Here is a 17,027-nt window from a genome sequence, read left to right on the forward strand (position 1 = left end):
CTTCTGATACGTACAGCGTGTATATTTCTACTTAAACGCCTTGTAATGGTTTTTTCAACTGTTGCATCTAGTCCTCGTGTTCTTACCGTAAAGACGAAGCTAACAAGTAAAAAGGGGCTTGGTTTCAAGCAACACCATTAAAATACATACCTTGGCTTACTAATTAATCTTATTTGTTAAAATTTCTCTTTAGTGATTGTTTTAGTTTCTGTCTAGCTAAGCTTGCTCACGCACTGATTAAAGACTAATTAAAGAATAGCTCGCAAGAAACTAGCAAGAAACGTGCGAATTCTTTAGCCGTCAAAACGATAAATAATTTTTCTTTTATCGATAAAAAAATAGCGCGAAAAATGTGTGGTCATGCAATTGCCACAACGCTCAACGCCGCGTATAAGTTCGCTACTTTTTTTTACGTCCACAACTTTCTAATAACTACACAATTAGTTAACTGCCTACAGGTAAAAAGACTTAGATGAATAGAGAACAACTTGCGTCGTATCAGCCTCTACATGTTTTCGATGAAGCCATATTTGAAAAAATCGTAGATGACTTAGTCACTTCAGGCTTTTCTATTCAGGAGAATGGTTTACCCGATTTCATTATACAAGCACTGTTAACCTGTCAGCGTTCAATCTCCGAAGCTGAATATAAAAAAGCGGGTATTGGACGCGCAGAGAATTATCAGAAAGCTGAAAAAGTGAGAGGGGACGAGATTTGCTGGATTACCGGCTCCTCTGAGGAAGGCGCCCTGTGGTTGTCTTGGTGTGAAGCCATGCAGCAGTATATAAACCGTTCGCTTTTTATGGGGCTCTTTTCTTTTGAAAGTCATTTTGCTTGCTATGAACCAGGTAAATTTTACAAGCGCCATGTAGATGCGTTTAAAGGTCAGGGCAACAGGGTACTATCGCTTGTTGCCTATCTCAACGATAACTGGAAAGAGACTGACGGCGGAGAATTAGTGCTGTATTTTGATGAAAATGATCAAATAGGAACAAAAGTCTTACCGGCAAAAGGAACATTTGTAGTATTTCTTAGCGAAGCTTTTCCCCACGAAGTTTTGCCAGCGGTAAGAACGCGCCATTCTGTTGCAGGATGGTTTAGGGTAAACGGTACTGTTAATGACAGTATCGACCCTCCGCGCTAGTATCCAAAAACTCATACTTATGTATAATATGAATTTGCTATATATCTGTTGTGATAAAACCCTACTTGAAATTCGAGTAGTCCGTGAAGTTAGTGGTAAGCAAACAGGCTTTGTATTTGATGGTTACTTCACAACGATAGCATAGTGTTGTCCACAATAGGTCGTCCTGACGCCATTGTGTTGCTTAGGGAAAAGATGTAAGAAGTGATTGGCTAATGCTGGAAAAAATACCTGCCCCCACCCCAAGAGAAGAGCTGCATGTGCTGGTTATCGATAACCAGGGGCTAGTTCACGATGTTGTTGCTTCAGCATTACACGAAATAGGGATCAAAAACGTTAGTAGTGCATTCAACGCGTTCCATGCCAAGAGATTATGTGAGGCAAGGCAGTATGACTTTGTATTACTAGCGTTTAACGTAAGTCACGATAAAGATGGCTTTCATCTTTTTGAAGAACTTAAGCACCTCAACCACATTAACGATACCACAACGGTCATTTTCCTTAGTGCCGAAACATCACCTGAACTTGTTAACTGTATTGTAGAACTGCAGCCGGATGATTTCTGGGTTAAACCATTACAGCGCAATAAGATTGAAGCGCGCTTAGAATACCTAATACAAGTTCGCTTGAAACTGCATAAAATGCTGCATTGCATGCATGCTGGCGACTATTCAACGGCGATGTATTATGCTGAGCGACAACTCAAAGATCCCTCGCTTTCAGAGTATCACACCAGAATAAAACGCCTTATTGGTGACTGTTTATTGCAGTTACGGGACTATGAAACGGCAGAGGATTACTTTAGAACGCTACTACAGAGTATGGACCATGCCTGGGTTCATATTGGTCTCACGCGTTCGTTATTGCGGCAAGATGAACTAGAAGAAGCACAGTTACTGGTTGATGATCTACTCCAGCGGCCCGATACTCGTTTTTTAACCTTCGATTTGCTCGCACAGTACTTCATCGAAAAAGAGCAGTTTGATATTGCTTACGAGCAAATGAAAGAGGCAAGCCGGCTTGCGCCCCGTAATATCGAGCGAAACAAGCGCTTGTGGGACCTAGCCAGACTCAATCATGATAAAGCTGGCCAGCTTTCTGCCGTGCAGAATATGGCAAAGTTCGCTAAAAATTCTATTCATGACTCCCCTCAACTTACGCTTAATGTTATTCGCTCTACTATTGATTTAGCTACAAGCTTGGGAAATGCTGAAGGTGACAAGTACCTTAAACGCGCCGAAAGTGAGCTTGAAGAGCTTAGGCAGCAGAAAGGCATGCAGAATCAGCTTGCTGAGCAAATGGATGTGGTCAAGTCCCGAGTACTATGTCTGAGAGACGAGAAACGTGAGGCTGAAAAGTTAATGAAGGATCGCTCAGCGTCTACCGATGGACTGTCAATGGAAGATAGTTTAGATAAGATGAAAGCCTTCCATGAGTTAGGCATGCGTGAACACTGTGTCAGCATTTTAGATAAACTGAGAAAGCAGATAGAAGGTGATACTTTTACCTCACAAGTGGTTAATGAGTATTTAAATCAAGAGTCTATTGAGCGTACGGAAATTCAGTTTACTACTAAAGAGCTTAAGCAGATGGCGGCTGTAAATTACAAAGAAAATCGCCTTATTCCCGCTTATAACAATCTAAGACAGGCCTTGACCTTGTCGCCTAAAGACAAACAGATCGCGTTAAGCTTGCTTAAAGTCATTACTCAAATGCATCTAGATAGTGGACTAAGTGAAGAACAAATGCATTCGGCCCAGCGTGCTGCCAAATTGCTTTGTTCTGAAGAGTTATCGGCGACCCAAGCGGAAAAAAGGGATCAGTATATCGCGCGAATTGGCATTGAAGTGGATGATACCAATGCGGCCGATTTAGTCGGCGTGGTTGTCGCTAAAGCGTAATTTGGAATGTTGTCCTTTTTAAAGCTTGCGAAGCTACTATAAAGGGCTAGATAAAAGTTTAAACGCCGCTAATCATGTACACACAACGGCAAAATGAAAACCTAAAAAAAGCTGCCTTGAATTTCAAGGCAGCTTTTTTAATTTAAGAAGGATTTAATCCTTTCTTCTGTTATTTTTTAGCAACAGTAGCACGACGGCGAAAGCCAATTGCTGCGGCTAACAGAGCAAGAATTCCTCCCATTGAGCCGCCTGAGCTGTCGTCATCGCCTTCTTCATCGTCAACTACATCCGCTTGCAGATCGAAAGTTGCAACAAACGGGTCATGGTCTGAACTTCTGAATGGACCCACATCAGTGAACGCGTAGCCGTCTTCATCAGCATAATAACGAAGCGCTTGGTCGTACTGTAGCTGGTAGGCTTCAACTGAGTTGATATTCCAGTGTGCACCATCAATAGCGTCTTCAAGCATGGCTTCACTTGCTAAGACGTGGTCTAAACTACCTACTTGTTCGGTACCGTAGAACCAATATGAGAAGCCTTCTGCATCGAACTCTTCAGCTAAATTGTGATAGCCGAAGCTAGATTCAACTTCAACAGATGCACCGTCGTCCATACCTGTATTTACTGCAGTGGTAATAGTGTAACCGCGAGCTTCAGGAGTATAGTCGGTAAGTACAGCCACAGGATCTTCAGCACTGTACGCGTTCAAGTCGCCTAAGATTATCTTACGCTCTGGCAGATTTTCATCGCTCAAAGCATTACCTAATGTAACGGCTGCCGATACGCGAAACGCGTTACAGCTACCCTGAATTGTAGTAATTTCAGATGGCGCTTCGGCAATGTCTTCAGCGCATTGCGAACCCTTAGACTTAAAGTGGTTCACTGAAACTAGGAACGACTTACCACTTTCAGTGTGTACAAAAGATTGAAGAAGGCTAGGGCGCATTTGTGCAAGACTATCTTCGTCAATTTGTTGTACTGGCATATCAACGATAATAGCGTCGCCCTCTGGCGTTACTACAGAAGCCTTGTATAAAAGGCCTACAGTGATAGCATCTGTGCCAATTTCGCTACTATCGCTTGTAGCAACAAATGAATATTGCTCAGTTTCACCTAGTTCTGCGTTAATAGCATCAACTAGAGCCTGTATCGCGCTGTCTTCACCGAAACCGTCATTTTCGATTTCCATTAACCCAACAACGTCAGCGTTTAGGTTAACAATGGCTTCTACAATACGACCTTGCTGTAGTTCAAATGCCACAGCATCGTCCGCACCGCGATTTTCATCATAATCGAAGGTTACATCGCCGTTAGCGTCCACCTCACCGTTGAAGTAATTTAGCACGTTGAAAGTAGCAATTGATAAGTTACCTTCTGTAACAACAGGGTTTGCTTCACGGGTTGAAGTGACTTCAATAATGTCGCTAGGGTTGATTCTGTACGTACCAAAGCTGTAGTTAAGTGGACCTGCAGCAGAAACCGAATCACCAATGCGAATAGCATTAGCGTAGCTGAAAGTAGGGAAGAAGCTCAATGCATCTGGGTACTGAGAACTGCTGTTATCTTCAATAGTAAGCAGGCTTGTCTCGCTCGCTTCAACAGCGGCTGCGTAAGCATCTGACAAAGGCGCTGCCACATCGCTTGGTTGGCGTTTAATCGAGTCACTAACAACGATTTCGCCGAAGCGCCAAAGGTTGTTTGTGCTTGTTACTGTCGCGTCAGTCACGCTAACAACCATACCTTCAACCGATTCAAGGTCAAGTTCGTACGGCATAGCGATCTCTACCGCCGCCACAGCATCTGCGGTGCCGCAATCAAGTGCACCAACATCGCTATCCATGGCAAGGGTCGTCATGCCGTAGTTTTCTTCTACTTCCCCATAAAGACGAACGATATTACCGGTGGCAACATCTACAGTGCCGTCTACGAACAAACCTTCAGAGGTTGCATCGTCAGCGTCGTAATCAGATGCCTCTTCCTGTACAAAGAAGCCGTCAGCACGGGTGCCAGTAACTATAGCTTCGATAATAACGCTGTTGCCTACTTCAGCAGAGCTGCTTTCGCTTCCTTGAATAGCACTGATAAGTGTTGCGTCTGCGCCACAAATACCGAGCTCAACAGCAGGCTCTTCCGGTACGTCAACAACGTCGTTACCGCCACCTTCGGTGGTAAATGTACCGGCAGGGAAGGGAGTCGCCGCATCTGTGTTTGTGGTTGAACCGTCAAGCGCGTCAACACCACTGTAAGTCCAGTTAGATGCTTCAAAACTGCCGCCGTTAGCCGATTGACCAGACGAACGGTATGCCCAACCATCTAAGTATTCCCATGCGGTGCCGCTGCCATCGGTGTTAATATCACCAAACGTATCGATAACGCTACCATCTTTGAAAAGCTCAATAGCATCGTCACCATTAATTCCTAACTCAGATGTATCGTAGTCTGGTGCAGAACCGAAAAACGCGGTGAATCCATCAATTTCTGATGCTACGTAGATATAAGTGCCAGCGCTTGCAGACGTGCCAGCTGGGAAGGTGAATTCCTCTCCATCTGTTCCACCACCGTTGTTCGCTGCACCAATACCATAGGTAGATAAGTCTGCAATATCGTTAACAACGAAGAGTTCTACAGCTTTTGGAACACCGCCACTTAATGGCCCGTCGATAACACCACTTATAACTAAATCGTTGGCTTGAATAGCGGTAGAAGAAAGTGCAGAGATTATTCCTGCAGATAGTAAAGTTAATGATGTTCTCACGTCATTTTCCCTTTGTAGTTTCATTATTTTTTAAATCACAGGTACTAGTATTTTTGTTGTAAAGTCTGCTTGAGCAGAGCACCCTGTGACGAGCAATTTTCGTATTGCTTGTTCTACCGTAGGGAAGTTTATGATTAATAGAAATAACTTAATCTTATTCAAGCTGTTTTTAAAATAGCTTAAATAAAACAACAGCATAGGAAGTATAAGTAAACTTACTTATACTGTTAAATCGCTTTTGTAGCCTTACCTAACCATTAAATAATGCTATAGCCAATTTATAGGCGCATATTACTTTTTTGTTACAGCAAGCATTGTTTTAGTTTGATTCGAGATGTCGAGAAAATAAAGCGTGATCATCAACGACTTGATCTGCATAAAGATTTGCTATTTTCACAAGCAAATCTCTTGATTGAGAAAAGGCATTTGAGGCTGATTGGGCAAACCGCGTGCTTCTTCTATCTCCACGACAATGAGCCAGTGCCAAGCTATAACCGCATAATTGTGCAAAATATTCAAAGCCCCCGTTAAGGGCCTTATTGCCCATTGCAATATCTTGAGGGTCTACACCCACTTTAGCGTGATGTCTTGAGCGAATTAGGTAATGAGCGTCTTTGAATTTTACCTCATCAAGAACAAGGTCAGGCTTTCTTTGCATTCGTCGTTGGCAACGTGCGGTAAGGTGGGCAGCGTTCAGACGGTTGACAGGGTTAACGGTAGGGAAGTAATGAAGAGGTGCAGCAACACGCTGTTGTTTTACTTCTACAATATGGCAATGCGCAAAACTCTTTTCATTGTGTGGTTTAGACGGCCCGACTAAAAAGTAATAGCGCGCCATATTCACAGAGCCGGTTCCTGCGTTCAGGCGTTTAACAATATCAACGATAGAATCGTCCATGTAAGGAGCAAACGCTTCGTGTAATGTTTTATATTCACCTTCGCTTAGGGTTTCGAATTTTTCACTGTTGGGTTTAAAGCCCAGCCTCGTGCCATTAAAACTCACCGCTTTAGCAAGCGCACTTTTAATTGTAAAATCCTCGCCGCCCGCACTACGGGCTTTTGCCTTTTTATAAAGCTTTGTTAGCTTACTTGGCACAGCATTAGGACAATAGTCTATTGCCTCGTTCAGCACTTTAGCATTGTTTACTACACGGTCGCAGGTTTCCACATAGTGCTTAATAAAAGCGTGTTGCGCGCTTATAACTTGCTGATGAGTGACTACGGATTTAGTGGTATCTATGCCTTCCCCTGAATATCTACCTTCCACTATACCGCTACAGTGCAGTTGAGCAAGACGCAATGAGGTGAGGTAGCGAAGTATGTCCCAGTGTGCTTTGCCCACGCACGCATCATCAAAATCATTGGGAGAAAAGATTACTGTATCTCCGTGAGAACCTTCTTCTGTAAGAAAACCAAAATTGGAAGTGTGGCAGTCGCCCATTACGCTGGTAAGTGGTATAGAATCACACTCTTTGGGGAAATTAATCAGACCCGCTTTGATATCTGCGTAGAATAACTGAGCGCTGCCTCGATAAAATACAAACGGGCTGGTAGCCATTTTTATATGTTTTGCCAAGCTTCGCGATGGTTTGTGATTATCAATACGCTCAATTTCGTCTGAAATAAGGTGAATTCGGGTATTTGTCATATGTTCCTCACGCTGCTTGTATTAAGGTTATAAACAGGAATGTGTCGCGTGCCGATTGGCGAATTGATTCTATTTTCATCGTTCAATTCAATAACCTGATTAAGCGATTCATATTTACCAATTAGTTTTTTTAAGTGATGCGCGCTATTCTTATCACCAGTTTCAAGAGACATGGATTTCGCAACAAGTGAATATCTTCACAAAACTGCAAAACCATGTCGACAAAATAAACGTAAAGTTTGTATCCGTATGCATTAAGCATTCGGAAAATTTAAACCAAATGGAGAATTAAACATGGCATTGATTAATACTGCTATCAAACCTTTTAAAGCGACTGCATTTAAAGACGGCGAATTCGTAGACGTAAGCAGCGAAGACATCAAAGGTAAATGGGCAGTTTTCGTATTTTACCCAGCTGACTTCACATTTGTTTGCCCAACTGAGCTTGGCGACATCGCTGATAAGTACGAAGAACTTCAGTCTCGTGGTGTAGAAGTATTCTCAGTATCTACTGACACACACTTCACTCACAAAGCATGGCACGATTCTTCAGACACGATCAACAAGATCAAGTTTGCAATGATCGGCGACCCTACTGGCGAAATCACGCGTAACTTCGATTGTATGCGCGAAACTATGGGTCTTGCTGACCGTGCAACATTTGTTGTTGACCCAGAAGGTATCATCCAAGCAATGGAAATCACTTCTGAAGGTATCGGTCGTGACGCAGACGACCTAGTACGTAAAGTTAAAGCTGCTCAATACGTAGCAAATAACCCAGGTGAAGTTTGCCCAGCGAAATGGAAAGAAGGTGAAGAAACACTTGCTCCTTCTCTAGACCTAGTTGGCAAAATCTAAGCATTCACGCTTAGTGTCTAGCACAGCAGGATAAACTGTTAGTAGAAGTGTTAGGCAGATAGTTTGTAGGGAGTGGGCCTCCACTCCCTGATGTTAATTTCCTATTTCCGCTTATGTTGTTAGCCTTCACAAAAGGTTGGCGGGGATCGGCGTGTCGAAAATAAGGCAGAATAACCGTGTTAACTAAAGAAATTTTACAAGCATTGAAATCATATGCTGAGTCAATGCAAAAAAACGTAACCTTTGTCGTACAGACCGGTGAACATAGCAAGCGCGAAGAGCTTGTGAAGTTTCTGTCCGACATTGCTTCAGTAAGCGAAAAACTAAACGTAGAAGAGCGCGAAACTAATGGTGAACTACGCAGCGCTATCAGCTTCTTATTAGAGGCTGACGGTGAAGATACTGGAATTCGTTTCTCAGGTATTCCGGGTGGTCATGAGTTTAACTCGCTTGTACTTGCTATGCTGCACGCAGCAGGCACTGAACTTAAGCTAGATGATAGTGTTCAAACATTGGTTAAAGCTGTTAAAGAACCGCTTAACTTTGAAGTATTTATTAGCTTAAGCTGTCACAACTGCCCAGAGGTCGTACAGGCACTTAATCAATTCGCTTTGATTAACCCTAACATTAAGACCGAGATGATCGACGGTGGGCTGTATCAAAATCTAATTCAAGAGCGCGACATTCAAGGTGTACCTAGCGTTTACCTTAATGGCGAGCTATTCGCGAACGGTAAAGTTGATGGTTCAGTACTTATCAATAAACTTATCGAGCGCGACCCTAGCCTTAAAGAGGCAAATAAAGGCGACGCATTACCGCTTCAAGACGTTACTGTTATTGGCGGCGGCCCTGCAGGTGTTGCGTCAGCAATTTACAGTGCTCGTAAAGGCCTTAAAGTAGCCATTGTTGCTGAAACCTTCGGCGGTCAGGTTAAAGACACTATGGGTATTGAAAACTTGATTTCTGTACCTAAAACAACAGGGCCTGAACTTGTAGGCAACCTAATGGAGCACGTTCGCGATTACGACATTACGCTTAAAGAGCACGTACGCGTCGATAGCATTGAAAAAGGTAATATTAAAACTATTACGCTTTCTTCAGGCGAGCAAATTCGCACCCGTACGGTTATTGTCGCAACTGGCGCACGTTGGAGAGAACTTGGTGTCCCTGGTGAAAAAGAGAACGTAGGTAACGGCGTAGCATATTGCCCGCACTGTGATGGTCCTTTCTTTAAAGGTAAAGATGTTGCAGTTATTGGTGGTGGTAACTCTGGTATTGAAGCGGCACTAGATTTGGCAGGTATCGTAAAATCAGTAACGGTATTTGAATTTATGCCGGAACTTAAAGCGGACCAGGTACTTATCGACCAAGCTGAAAAGCGCGACAACATTACCATTATTAAAAATGCGGCTACACGCCAAATCACCGCCGAGAATGGCAAAGTGAACGCGATTGAATACCAAGACCGTTCAACTAATGAAGTTCACACTCGCGAACTTGCCGGTGTATTTGTTCAAATTGGCCTTGTACCGAACAGCCAGTTTATGAAGGACACGGTAGAGATGACGCAGTATGGTGAAATCATTGTTGATACTAAATGTCATACTTCTGAGCCTGGTATTTTTGCTGCGGGTGACGTAACAACTGTGCCTTATAAGCAAATCGTTATTTCGATGGGTGAGGGGGCTAAAGCGTCACTAGCCGCCTTTGAATACCTGCTTAGCCATGAAGTGGTTGAAACTGAAGACGAGAGCGAAGCTGCTTAATACGTTTAGTATCTAGCGCTTAACTCAAATATGTGAAAAAGCCGAACTAACTCAGTTAGTTCGGCTTTTTTGTGTGCGCCAACTTTACCTTATATCGAAGGGTGTTTTGCGATTTTCATTTTTGACCATTTGTACTCAATATTGGTAATAAAAATGGTTATCATTTGTATAATATTTTGTTAAATTATACCAAAGTACAATTTAGCCACTCAGCACTCGTTATTTTCAGATTGGTGAGCGGGCGAGACATAACAAAATAATTAGAAGACAGCACTCGACATGAACAAAAAATTACTTAGTTTAGTGGTAACAGCTGTATTGGTGTCTTATGCCAATGCCCAAGAAGGTGACATTAACGCTGTTCAGGCTTTGCAGGAAAGTGGCAAGGAGGCATCAACGACAGAGCAAATTGCGGTTGAAAAGATAGAGGTACTTGGCACGCGCTCCCCCTTTGGTGCGACTAAGTCTAATACGCCCATCGTTGAACTCGCCCGTACAATTTCCATTGAAACGGCATTAGACTTAAAGCAAAAAGGCGTTTTAAATCTATCCCAATCAGCAACTTATATGGCGGGTGTTACCGGTGAATCTTACGGATACGCCACCCGGGTTGATTCAATATCTTCTAGAGGGTTAAGTATTCCTCGCTATCGCGACTCTATTCAAGAGTTGTTCGGCAGCTACAATTCAACGCGCGCTGAAATTTACACAATGGAACAGGTTGAACTACTTAAAGGGCCAGCTTCTGTGCTTTACGGACAAGGCTCACCGGGCGGCATCATGAACTATGTGTCAAAGACACCCACGTTAGGTAAGGGAAGTGAAGTTGTATTGTCTTACGGAAGTTTCGACCGGGCGCAAATTGGCTTAGATGTAAATGGTAGCCTATCTGAGGATGATAAGTGGGTAGGGCGCTTTGTCGGTATTTATAGAAATGCCGACTCTCAGGTTGATTATGTCAGTGATGACACGCAAGTGCTTATGCCTTCACTTTCTTTTATGCCGTCAGATGATACAACGCTCACCTTAATTGGCTTATTTCAGGATACCGATAGCGATACGGCGGCACAGTTTATTCCTGTTGAAGGCACACTATTACCTTTGGCAGATGGTACCTATCTGCCAGATCAAGACGTTTACGCAGGCGAGCCAGGGTTTAATAAATTCGATACTAAGTCAAATCAGGTTACCTTACTTGGCGAGCATTTAATTGACGATACCACATCACTTTCATTTACCGCCTTATGGCGAGATGGCGAGGCAGACTATCACCAGGCGTGGCCTACTTTTACCGGTGGTACTCGCTACCTAAACGCCTTTGTAGGAGCGCCTGTTGCGCCTACTGATACCTTTGTTCCAAGAACTTTTTATCAGGCGGACAACACGTTTAATCAACACGCTTTTGATATTCGAGTAAACAAGCGCTTTGCAACAGGTTCTTTTGAGCACGAATTGTTAGCGGGTGTGCAATACCAAAATGTTAAAACAGACGCTAACTCAGCTTATTACGCTGGTGGAGGGGTATTACAAGGTGACTTTAGATACATTCTAGATTTAGCCAACCCTGTGTATACAGGTGCGCCAGAGCAAGCGGTTTTTGATTCAATTTACAACGATGCGCCGGAACAAACTGTTACAGATACAGGGCTGTATTTGTCAGACCAGATTACCTACAAAAACTGGCGGATGACGTTGGGGCTACGTCACGACCGCGTTGACAATGATACTGGCGTGACAGAACAAGATGATACGCAAACCTCTTACTCGGCTGGCGTGTTATACCGCTTCGATAACGGCATCTCTCCCTACCTTAGCTATGCTGAGTCGTTCGAAACTGTGGTGGGACTGGATAACGACAACAATCAGCTTAAGCCTGAAGAAGGTCGACAATACGAGGCCGGTATTAAGTATGAATTATCTGCTATTCCGGGTTTTATAACGCTGGCGTATTACGATATTGAAGTGTCTAACCTTCCTAATCCAAATGGTTTACCAGATGAAGCCGCGCAGCAGCAGGGCGTTACGTCCATCGAAGGTGTAGAGCTAGAAGGGCGTTTAGACTTTGGCGAAGTAACCGCGCAATTCGCTGCGTCTGTTATGGATGCAGAAGACCCTAACGGTTTCTCGTTATCAGCACAGCCAGACAGCAATGCGTCACTTTGGGTTAATTACTCTCCCCTTGAGTTTGAAGCGCTAACCATAGGCGCAGGTGTTCGCTATGTCGGCGAATCGGTCTCTGAAAATGGCGCAATTCGTTATGAAACACCTAGCTATACATTGGGCGATTTAATGGTGGCGTACGAGCTATCGAGTAACGTGAATTTGCAGCTGAATGTTAGAAACGTTACGGACAAGAAATACCTAACGTCGTGTTTGTTCAGAGGGGATTGTTTCCCAGGTGTACGTAGAACAGTGAACGCGTCGCTTACCTATTCGTTTTAAGGAATGATCATGCTTACAGTTGCAGCAGGTGGCTTAACACTCGCGGCCTTAGGGGTTGTTTATAAAAGTTGGCGTGCGCAAGCCTCAACTTATCTTTATTTAGGCTTAGTTGTATGGCTGGTTTCAGCGGTATGTTGGTCTATGGCACAGGGTTGGGAGTTTGGCGTGTTATATGCGTTGTGTATTCCTGCCATTCTTGTATGGCCATTCATCGCATTAAATCAAACGTTTTTGCCTCAGCCCAAAAACGTACCTCAGCCGAGAAGCTTTGACTTCGCACGAGGTACAGTATTGGCAAATGTTGCAAACTATTTCGTGGTACTGGTTGTTTTCTTGGTCGTTAGCGTTCTAATAACGCTAGGCGTATGCGCGCTGCTTCCGTTTTCCATCGCAGGCCAGTTAGCTACGGGTACAGTTCTACTGCCAGTTTTGTGGGGGCTTTTCGTTTATCACTATCTTGCCACCTCTCACAAATTTAAAGTCATTGGTGCTTACGCAGCATTGTCAGCGGCTTGTGTACCAATACTTATCTTCTTACCCATGTAGGTGAAAATCAATGGATAAAGTTACAAAACAAAATGCATTAAATGCACATACTTGGGTTGGTGTGTTTTTGAGTGTACTGCTTTTTTTAGTATGCCTTTCAGGTACGATTGCCGTATTCCACCTAGAATTTGAAAGATGGGAACAGCCTCATATTGAAGAGATGGAAAATGTTTCTCCACAGGCGATTGAAAAGGCGATGGATAGCTTCCTAGCCGAACATACCGAAGAGTCTCACCACCTCTTTGTTGTATTTCCTACATCCGATATTCCACGATTGGTGGTTGAAAACGACCATGTAGCGTATTTTGCTGATAGCGAAGGTAACCTGCTGGAAGAAGAAAGCGTGTCTTTTACGCAAATGCTAGTGGACCTGCATTTATATTTAAACCTGCCGCATAGCTGGGGAATGATTTTAGTCAGTGCCCTAGGCGCCATTATTTGTACCTTAGTTATTACAGGGATTATTGCCCACAAACGAATTGGGAAAGATGCATTCAAACTGAGAAGAGGCGGTAATGGTCAGCAGGCCCAGATAGACTTGCACAACCGCTTTGGCCTGTGGGCTGCGCCGTTTCATTTAATTATAGGGATTACGGGTGCCTATTTCGGCATGGCGGGCATTATTTTAGTGGTCGTTGCTTCACTCAACTATGACGGCGACAGGGATGCAGTTGTTGATCAAATATTCACACCGGACCCCGTATTAACACCCCAAGAAGGTAAACCCGCTATTGGAAAAGCCTTCGCGCAAATGGAAACGCTTGCGCCTGAAAAGTCGCCGATATTCTTAACCGTACATGAAGTCGGTGAGCCAGAGCAATTTATTGAAATTTATGCCAAAGCGCCAAACCGCATGATTTACGCTGAAGGCTATCGTTTCGATACTGCCGGAAACTATATCGGTGATGCTGGCTACGAAGATGGAGAATGGGGCAAGCAGCTTGTATGGGCCATGTATAGACTGCATTTTGGTGATTTTGCTGGCTTAACCAGTAAGTGGTTCTATTTAGTGTTAGGCATTATGCTAACCATGCTTTGTGTTTCTGGTATGGAAATTTGGCTGTCTAAAAAAGCCCACCCACCTTTAGCGAGCAGGCTTTGGTACGCTGTAGTCTGGGGCAGTGTTAGTGCTCTGGCCTTAACCGCAGCCGTTGATATGTTTTTTGCCGGTTCTCTTATCGCCGTATTTTGGTGCCTAATGTTATTCAATACGGCTGTGACCGTGGCAGTTAAGTCACTGACAAAGCCAGTGTGGTTGATGATATCTGGGTTAAGTGTGCTTGTACTTTTAGCCTCTTATGCTGCCGTACATCAAGGCGCTGCGCTTTCTATTGCATCACTTCAGCTAAATATTCCAATGGCTGTGTACGTGATCTGGAGCTTATACCGCGCTACTGTGACATTTAAACGTGCGGAAAACGTTCGCGGCTATAATGTCGGCGCTGGCATTAGCGAAGTAAATCGAGGCGACAGAAATAAAGACAACACAAATGAAGAAGCTCAAGGAACGAGTGTTAACGCATAAACCTTAAAATAATTATTAAGGGGCGAAAGTCAGCTAACTCGCCCCTTGATGTATTCACCCTAGTTACGCTTTTTTCTTTTCCACGTCCCGCCGTACATGTAGCCACCCTTTGTTTTCGCGAGCTGTTGGCAAGCCTTGCACACTATGCGCCATTCGTCTGTCTCACTTTGGCGAACACGAAATTGCGTGTCAGCTTCGACACCGCAATTGTCACATAGCTTTGATGGTTTTAACCTGCTTTTCTTTCCCATGTTGTAGCGTTCTTTCCTATTTTTATTCGCAAAGCTGCTTTTGCTGTTTTCTCAGGTCATTCCCCGAGCATCAAGTATCAACCTAAATTAATTTGGCGACAGCAACTGCAAACGCAGAGCCTTTTTCTACTGCGCGCCCCCACAACCTCATTGGTAAAGATGGTTGCTGTGTCATCATTGCTAACGCTTCGTCTCTATGGTGCTGCTCTTCTTCCTGACAGTGTTTAAACCTTTCTATCACGTTTGATGGCGGGACAGATAATGCCGACATGTTTTTACACTGCTCGTCATAATGCAAATCAACAAATTCCTCTACGCAATAAATGGTATAGAAAAACCAGTTCTGACCAAAAAGGCGCGGTAAGAAGCCGGTTATAAAGCCCGCGGCTATCCATAGTGGCAGTATGAAGCTACCCCTAAACAGCGGCATTTCACTTTCAAAAATAGCAAGGTGCGCACGCTCCGTTTCAAGGTGCTCTCTTATAAAGCGTTCTGTGCCGTCTTTGCTTTTGCTAATGCGAAATAGGCTAGAGATAAATTCAGCAACCATGGCCCCTCGGTATATCCAGACGGCACCTGTTTCGCCAGCATGACTTGCACGTAGTTCCTTATCTACCTGCTTAGTATATTTAGCTCCCAGCAGCTTTGCGTAAAATGGCATGACGTACTCCAACAGCGTTTTACTAAAAAACGCGCGAAATGCTTACATGGATGTCGCCTTACGTATTTGTAATGCGCGTACTAATACGCGAATCTAGCTTAGCTTTCTGAAACGCTTAAAGCTTTGGTGAATAGTGTTCTATTTAAAAATGAAAGCAGAGTAGGTCAACTGCGCTTGCTAAGGTAGGTAAAAGTATAAAAGGAGTGAGTGAATGAAAATGCTATGGGGTTCTCTTATTTTAGCTCTTGCCTATTTACTGTTATGGCCGGTACCTATCGATCCAGTCAGTTGGCAAGCACCTAAAAACGCTGGCTTTACAAAAGCGTTCACAGAAAATTCGCGGCTGGCAGAGCTTTCGTACATTGACATAGAAGGAGAAGAGGGGCCGGAGGATTTTGCGATAAACAAAGCGGGAACCATTGCCACCGCGACGCACTCTGGCGCGGTATTGTTGATGAAGCAAGGGCAAACGTCATTTACATCATGGATAAATACCAATGGCCGCCCACTTGGTCTTGAATACGATAACAAAGGAAACCTACTAATCGCTGATGCCCATCGAGGGTTACTCATTGCAAACGCAAAAGGCGAACTAAAAACGCTGGTCAATCAGGTAGAGAATACCCCCGTGGTATACGCTGATGATGTTGATATAGCTAAAAATGGAAAGGTTTATTTTACCGACGCGACCACCAAGTTTGCCGCAAAAGACCACGGCGGAACGCTTTCGGCAAGCCTGCTAGAAATTCTAGAGCACAAAGGAAATGGCAGACTAATAGAATACGATCCATTCACTGCTTCGAGCAAAGTATTGATAGACGGTTTAGTTTTCGCAAATGGCGTAACAATGAGTCATGACCAAGACTCTGTGTTGTTTAACGAGACAGGAAAATACCGGGTTTTACGCTACTGGTTAAATGGTCCACAACAGGGAAGCGTGGAAGTGGTGATAGATAACTTACCCGGTTTTCCTGACAACATCAGTCAGGCTGCCGGTGGCGGGTACTATCTAGGTCTTGCTTCACCCCGTTCAGCGCCAGTAGACGGGCTATCAGACAACCCCTTTGTTCGTAAAATAATTCAACGTTTACCACAGTTTCTGAGACCACAAGGTAAAGCGTATGGGCACCTTCTAAAAATTAGCGACAGTGGGAAGGTACTTAAATCTCTTCAAGACCCAAACGGCGCTTACCCTTTTGTAACTGGCGCTATAGAAACAGAGTATGGTTTGTTTATTAGTAGCCTGATAGCGCCTGCCGTGGGTGTGCTTCCCCATAATAAAACGCGCTCGTTAACGGACGTGGCTGATATTGGGGGTGATGCTCACAGTGATAATAAATAGTGCAATAACTAGTGGCGAAATAAAGTGCTGATAATACGACTAGAACGTACAAATAAATAAGATTTAGTTACATTTAATCAATGTTTAAACTTTTGTTACCTAGTTATTCTTACAAACCTATACCACTATAAATTATGCTAACGTAAGGCGTTATAATTTTATCGAGCGCGTTAAGGCCGGTGAAGATT

General features: G+C 43.8%; 11 protein-coding genes. 8 read left to right on the forward strand and 3 right to left on the reverse strand.

Annotated elements, in window-relative coordinates:
- Window positions 1–472: 472 nt before the first annotated feature.
- Both IW644_RS03770 and IW644_RS03775 read left to right on the forward strand, forming a co-directional pair.
- Window positions 473–1,144: a 2OG-Fe(II) oxygenase gene (locus IW644_RS03770; protein WP_269916454.1), complete on the forward strand. Its 672-nt coding sequence runs from the start codon at window positions 473–475 to the stop codon at window positions 1,142–1,144.
- Window positions 1,145–1,359: 215 nt separating this feature from the next.
- Window positions 1,360–3,045, forward strand: a complete 1,686-nt coding sequence (locus tag IW644_RS03775) for a response regulator (protein WP_269916455.1) — start codon at window positions 1,360–1,362, stop codon at window positions 3,043–3,045.
- A gap of 169 nt (window positions 3,046–3,214) precedes the next feature.
- Here the strand turns inward: IW644_RS03775 and IW644_RS03780 are convergent, their stop codons facing one another.
- Window positions 3,215–5,800 carry an ExeM/NucH family extracellular endonuclease gene (locus IW644_RS03780; protein ID WP_269916456.1) on the reverse strand — a complete coding sequence of 862 codons (2,586 nt, stop codon included), beginning with the start codon at window positions 5,798–5,800 and terminating at the stop codon, window positions 3,215–3,217.
- Between the two features lie 319 nt (window positions 5,801–6,119).
- Window positions 6,120–7,448 (reverse strand): DUF2252 family protein, encoded by a 1,329-nt coding sequence (locus IW644_RS03785; protein ID WP_269916457.1) that lies wholly within the window; start codon window positions 7,446–7,448, stop codon window positions 6,120–6,122.
- Window positions 7,449–7,748: 300 nt separating this feature from the next.
- On the opposite strand from IW644_RS03785, the gene ahpC reads away from it, so the two are divergent.
- The 5 genes from ahpC to IW644_RS03810 all read left to right on the forward strand — a co-directional run bounded on the left by ahpC (window position 7,749) and on the right by IW644_RS03810 (window position 14,585).
- The gene (ahpC, locus tag IW644_RS03790) at window positions 7,749–8,306 is read left to right on the forward strand and encodes an alkyl hydroperoxide reductase subunit C (protein WP_442864423.1); all 558 of its coding nucleotides are present in this window, start codon (window positions 7,749–7,751) and stop codon (window positions 8,304–8,306) included.
- A gap of 176 nt (window positions 8,307–8,482) precedes the next feature.
- Window positions 8,483–10,072 carry an alkyl hydroperoxide reductase subunit F gene (gene ahpF, locus IW644_RS03795; protein ID WP_269916459.1) on the forward strand — a complete coding sequence of 530 codons (1,590 nt, stop codon included), beginning with the start codon at window positions 8,483–8,485 and terminating at the stop codon, window positions 10,070–10,072.
- A gap of 279 nt (window positions 10,073–10,351) precedes the next feature.
- Window positions 10,352–12,514: a TonB-dependent siderophore receptor gene (locus IW644_RS03800; protein WP_269916460.1), complete on the forward strand. Its 2,163-nt coding sequence runs from the start codon at window positions 10,352–10,354 to the stop codon at window positions 12,512–12,514.
- A gap of 9 nt (window positions 12,515–12,523) precedes the next feature.
- Window positions 12,524–13,060 carry a hypothetical protein gene (locus IW644_RS03805; RefSeq protein ID WP_269916461.1) on the forward strand — a complete coding sequence of 179 codons (537 nt, stop codon included), beginning with the start codon at window positions 12,524–12,526 and terminating at the stop codon, window positions 13,058–13,060.
- Between the two features lie 10 nt (window positions 13,061–13,070).
- Complete coding sequence (locus IW644_RS03810) at window positions 13,071–14,585, forward strand: PepSY-associated TM helix domain-containing protein (protein WP_269916462.1); 1,515 nt, start codon at window positions 13,071–13,073, stop codon at window positions 14,583–14,585.
- 333 nt (window positions 14,586–14,918) lie between these two features.
- Here IW644_RS03810 and IW644_RS03815 read toward each other — a convergent pair whose 3' ends face one another.
- Window positions 14,919–15,497 carry a demethoxyubiquinone hydroxylase family protein gene (locus tag IW644_RS03815; RefSeq protein ID WP_269916463.1) on the reverse strand — a complete coding sequence of 193 codons (579 nt, stop codon included), beginning with the start codon at window positions 15,495–15,497 and terminating at the stop codon, window positions 14,919–14,921.
- A gap of 211 nt (window positions 15,498–15,708) precedes the next feature.
- On the opposite strand from IW644_RS03815, the gene IW644_RS03820 reads away from it, so the two are divergent.
- A complete protein-coding gene (locus tag IW644_RS03820; RefSeq protein ID WP_269916464.1) occupies window positions 15,709–16,839 on the forward strand; it encodes a strictosidine synthase family protein in 1,131 nt (376 codons plus the stop codon).
- Window positions 16,840–17,027 lie beyond the last annotated feature (188 nt).

The sequence above is a fragment of the Alteromonas sp. PRIM-21 genome (genome assembly GCF_027563165.1).
Lineage (GTDB): Bacteria > Pseudomonadota > Gammaproteobacteria > Enterobacterales > Alteromonadaceae > Alteromonas > Alteromonas macleodii_A.

What these genes read in the sequence shown, in the direction of transcription:
- IW644_RS03770 (WP_269916454.1), top strand. Translation starts at nt 473, where the DNA reads ATGAATAGAGAACAACTTGCGTCGTATCAGCCTCTACATGTTTTCGAT.
- IW644_RS03775 (WP_269916455.1), top strand. Translation starts at nt 1,360, where the DNA reads ATGCTGGAAAAAATACCTGCCCCCACCCCAAGAGAAGAGCTGCATGTG.
- IW644_RS03785 (WP_269916457.1), bottom strand. Translation starts at nt 7,448, where the DNA reads ATGACAAATACCCGAATTCACCTTATTTCAGACGAAATTGAGCGTATT.
- IW644_RS03800 (WP_269916460.1), top strand. Translation starts at nt 10,352, where the DNA reads ATGAACAAAAAATTACTTAGTTTAGTGGTAACAGCTGTATTGGTGTCT.
- IW644_RS03805 (WP_269916461.1), top strand. Translation starts at nt 12,524, where the DNA reads ATGCTTACAGTTGCAGCAGGTGGCTTAACACTCGCGGCCTTAGGGGTT.
- IW644_RS03810 (WP_269916462.1), top strand. Translation starts at nt 13,071, where the DNA reads ATGGATAAAGTTACAAAACAAAATGCATTAAATGCACATACTTGGGTT.
- IW644_RS03815 (WP_269916463.1), bottom strand. Translation starts at nt 15,497, where the DNA reads ATGCCATTTTACGCAAAGCTGCTGGGAGCTAAATATACTAAGCAGGTA.
- IW644_RS03820 (WP_269916464.1), top strand. Translation starts at nt 15,709, where the DNA reads ATGAAAATGCTATGGGGTTCTCTTATTTTAGCTCTTGCCTATTTACTG.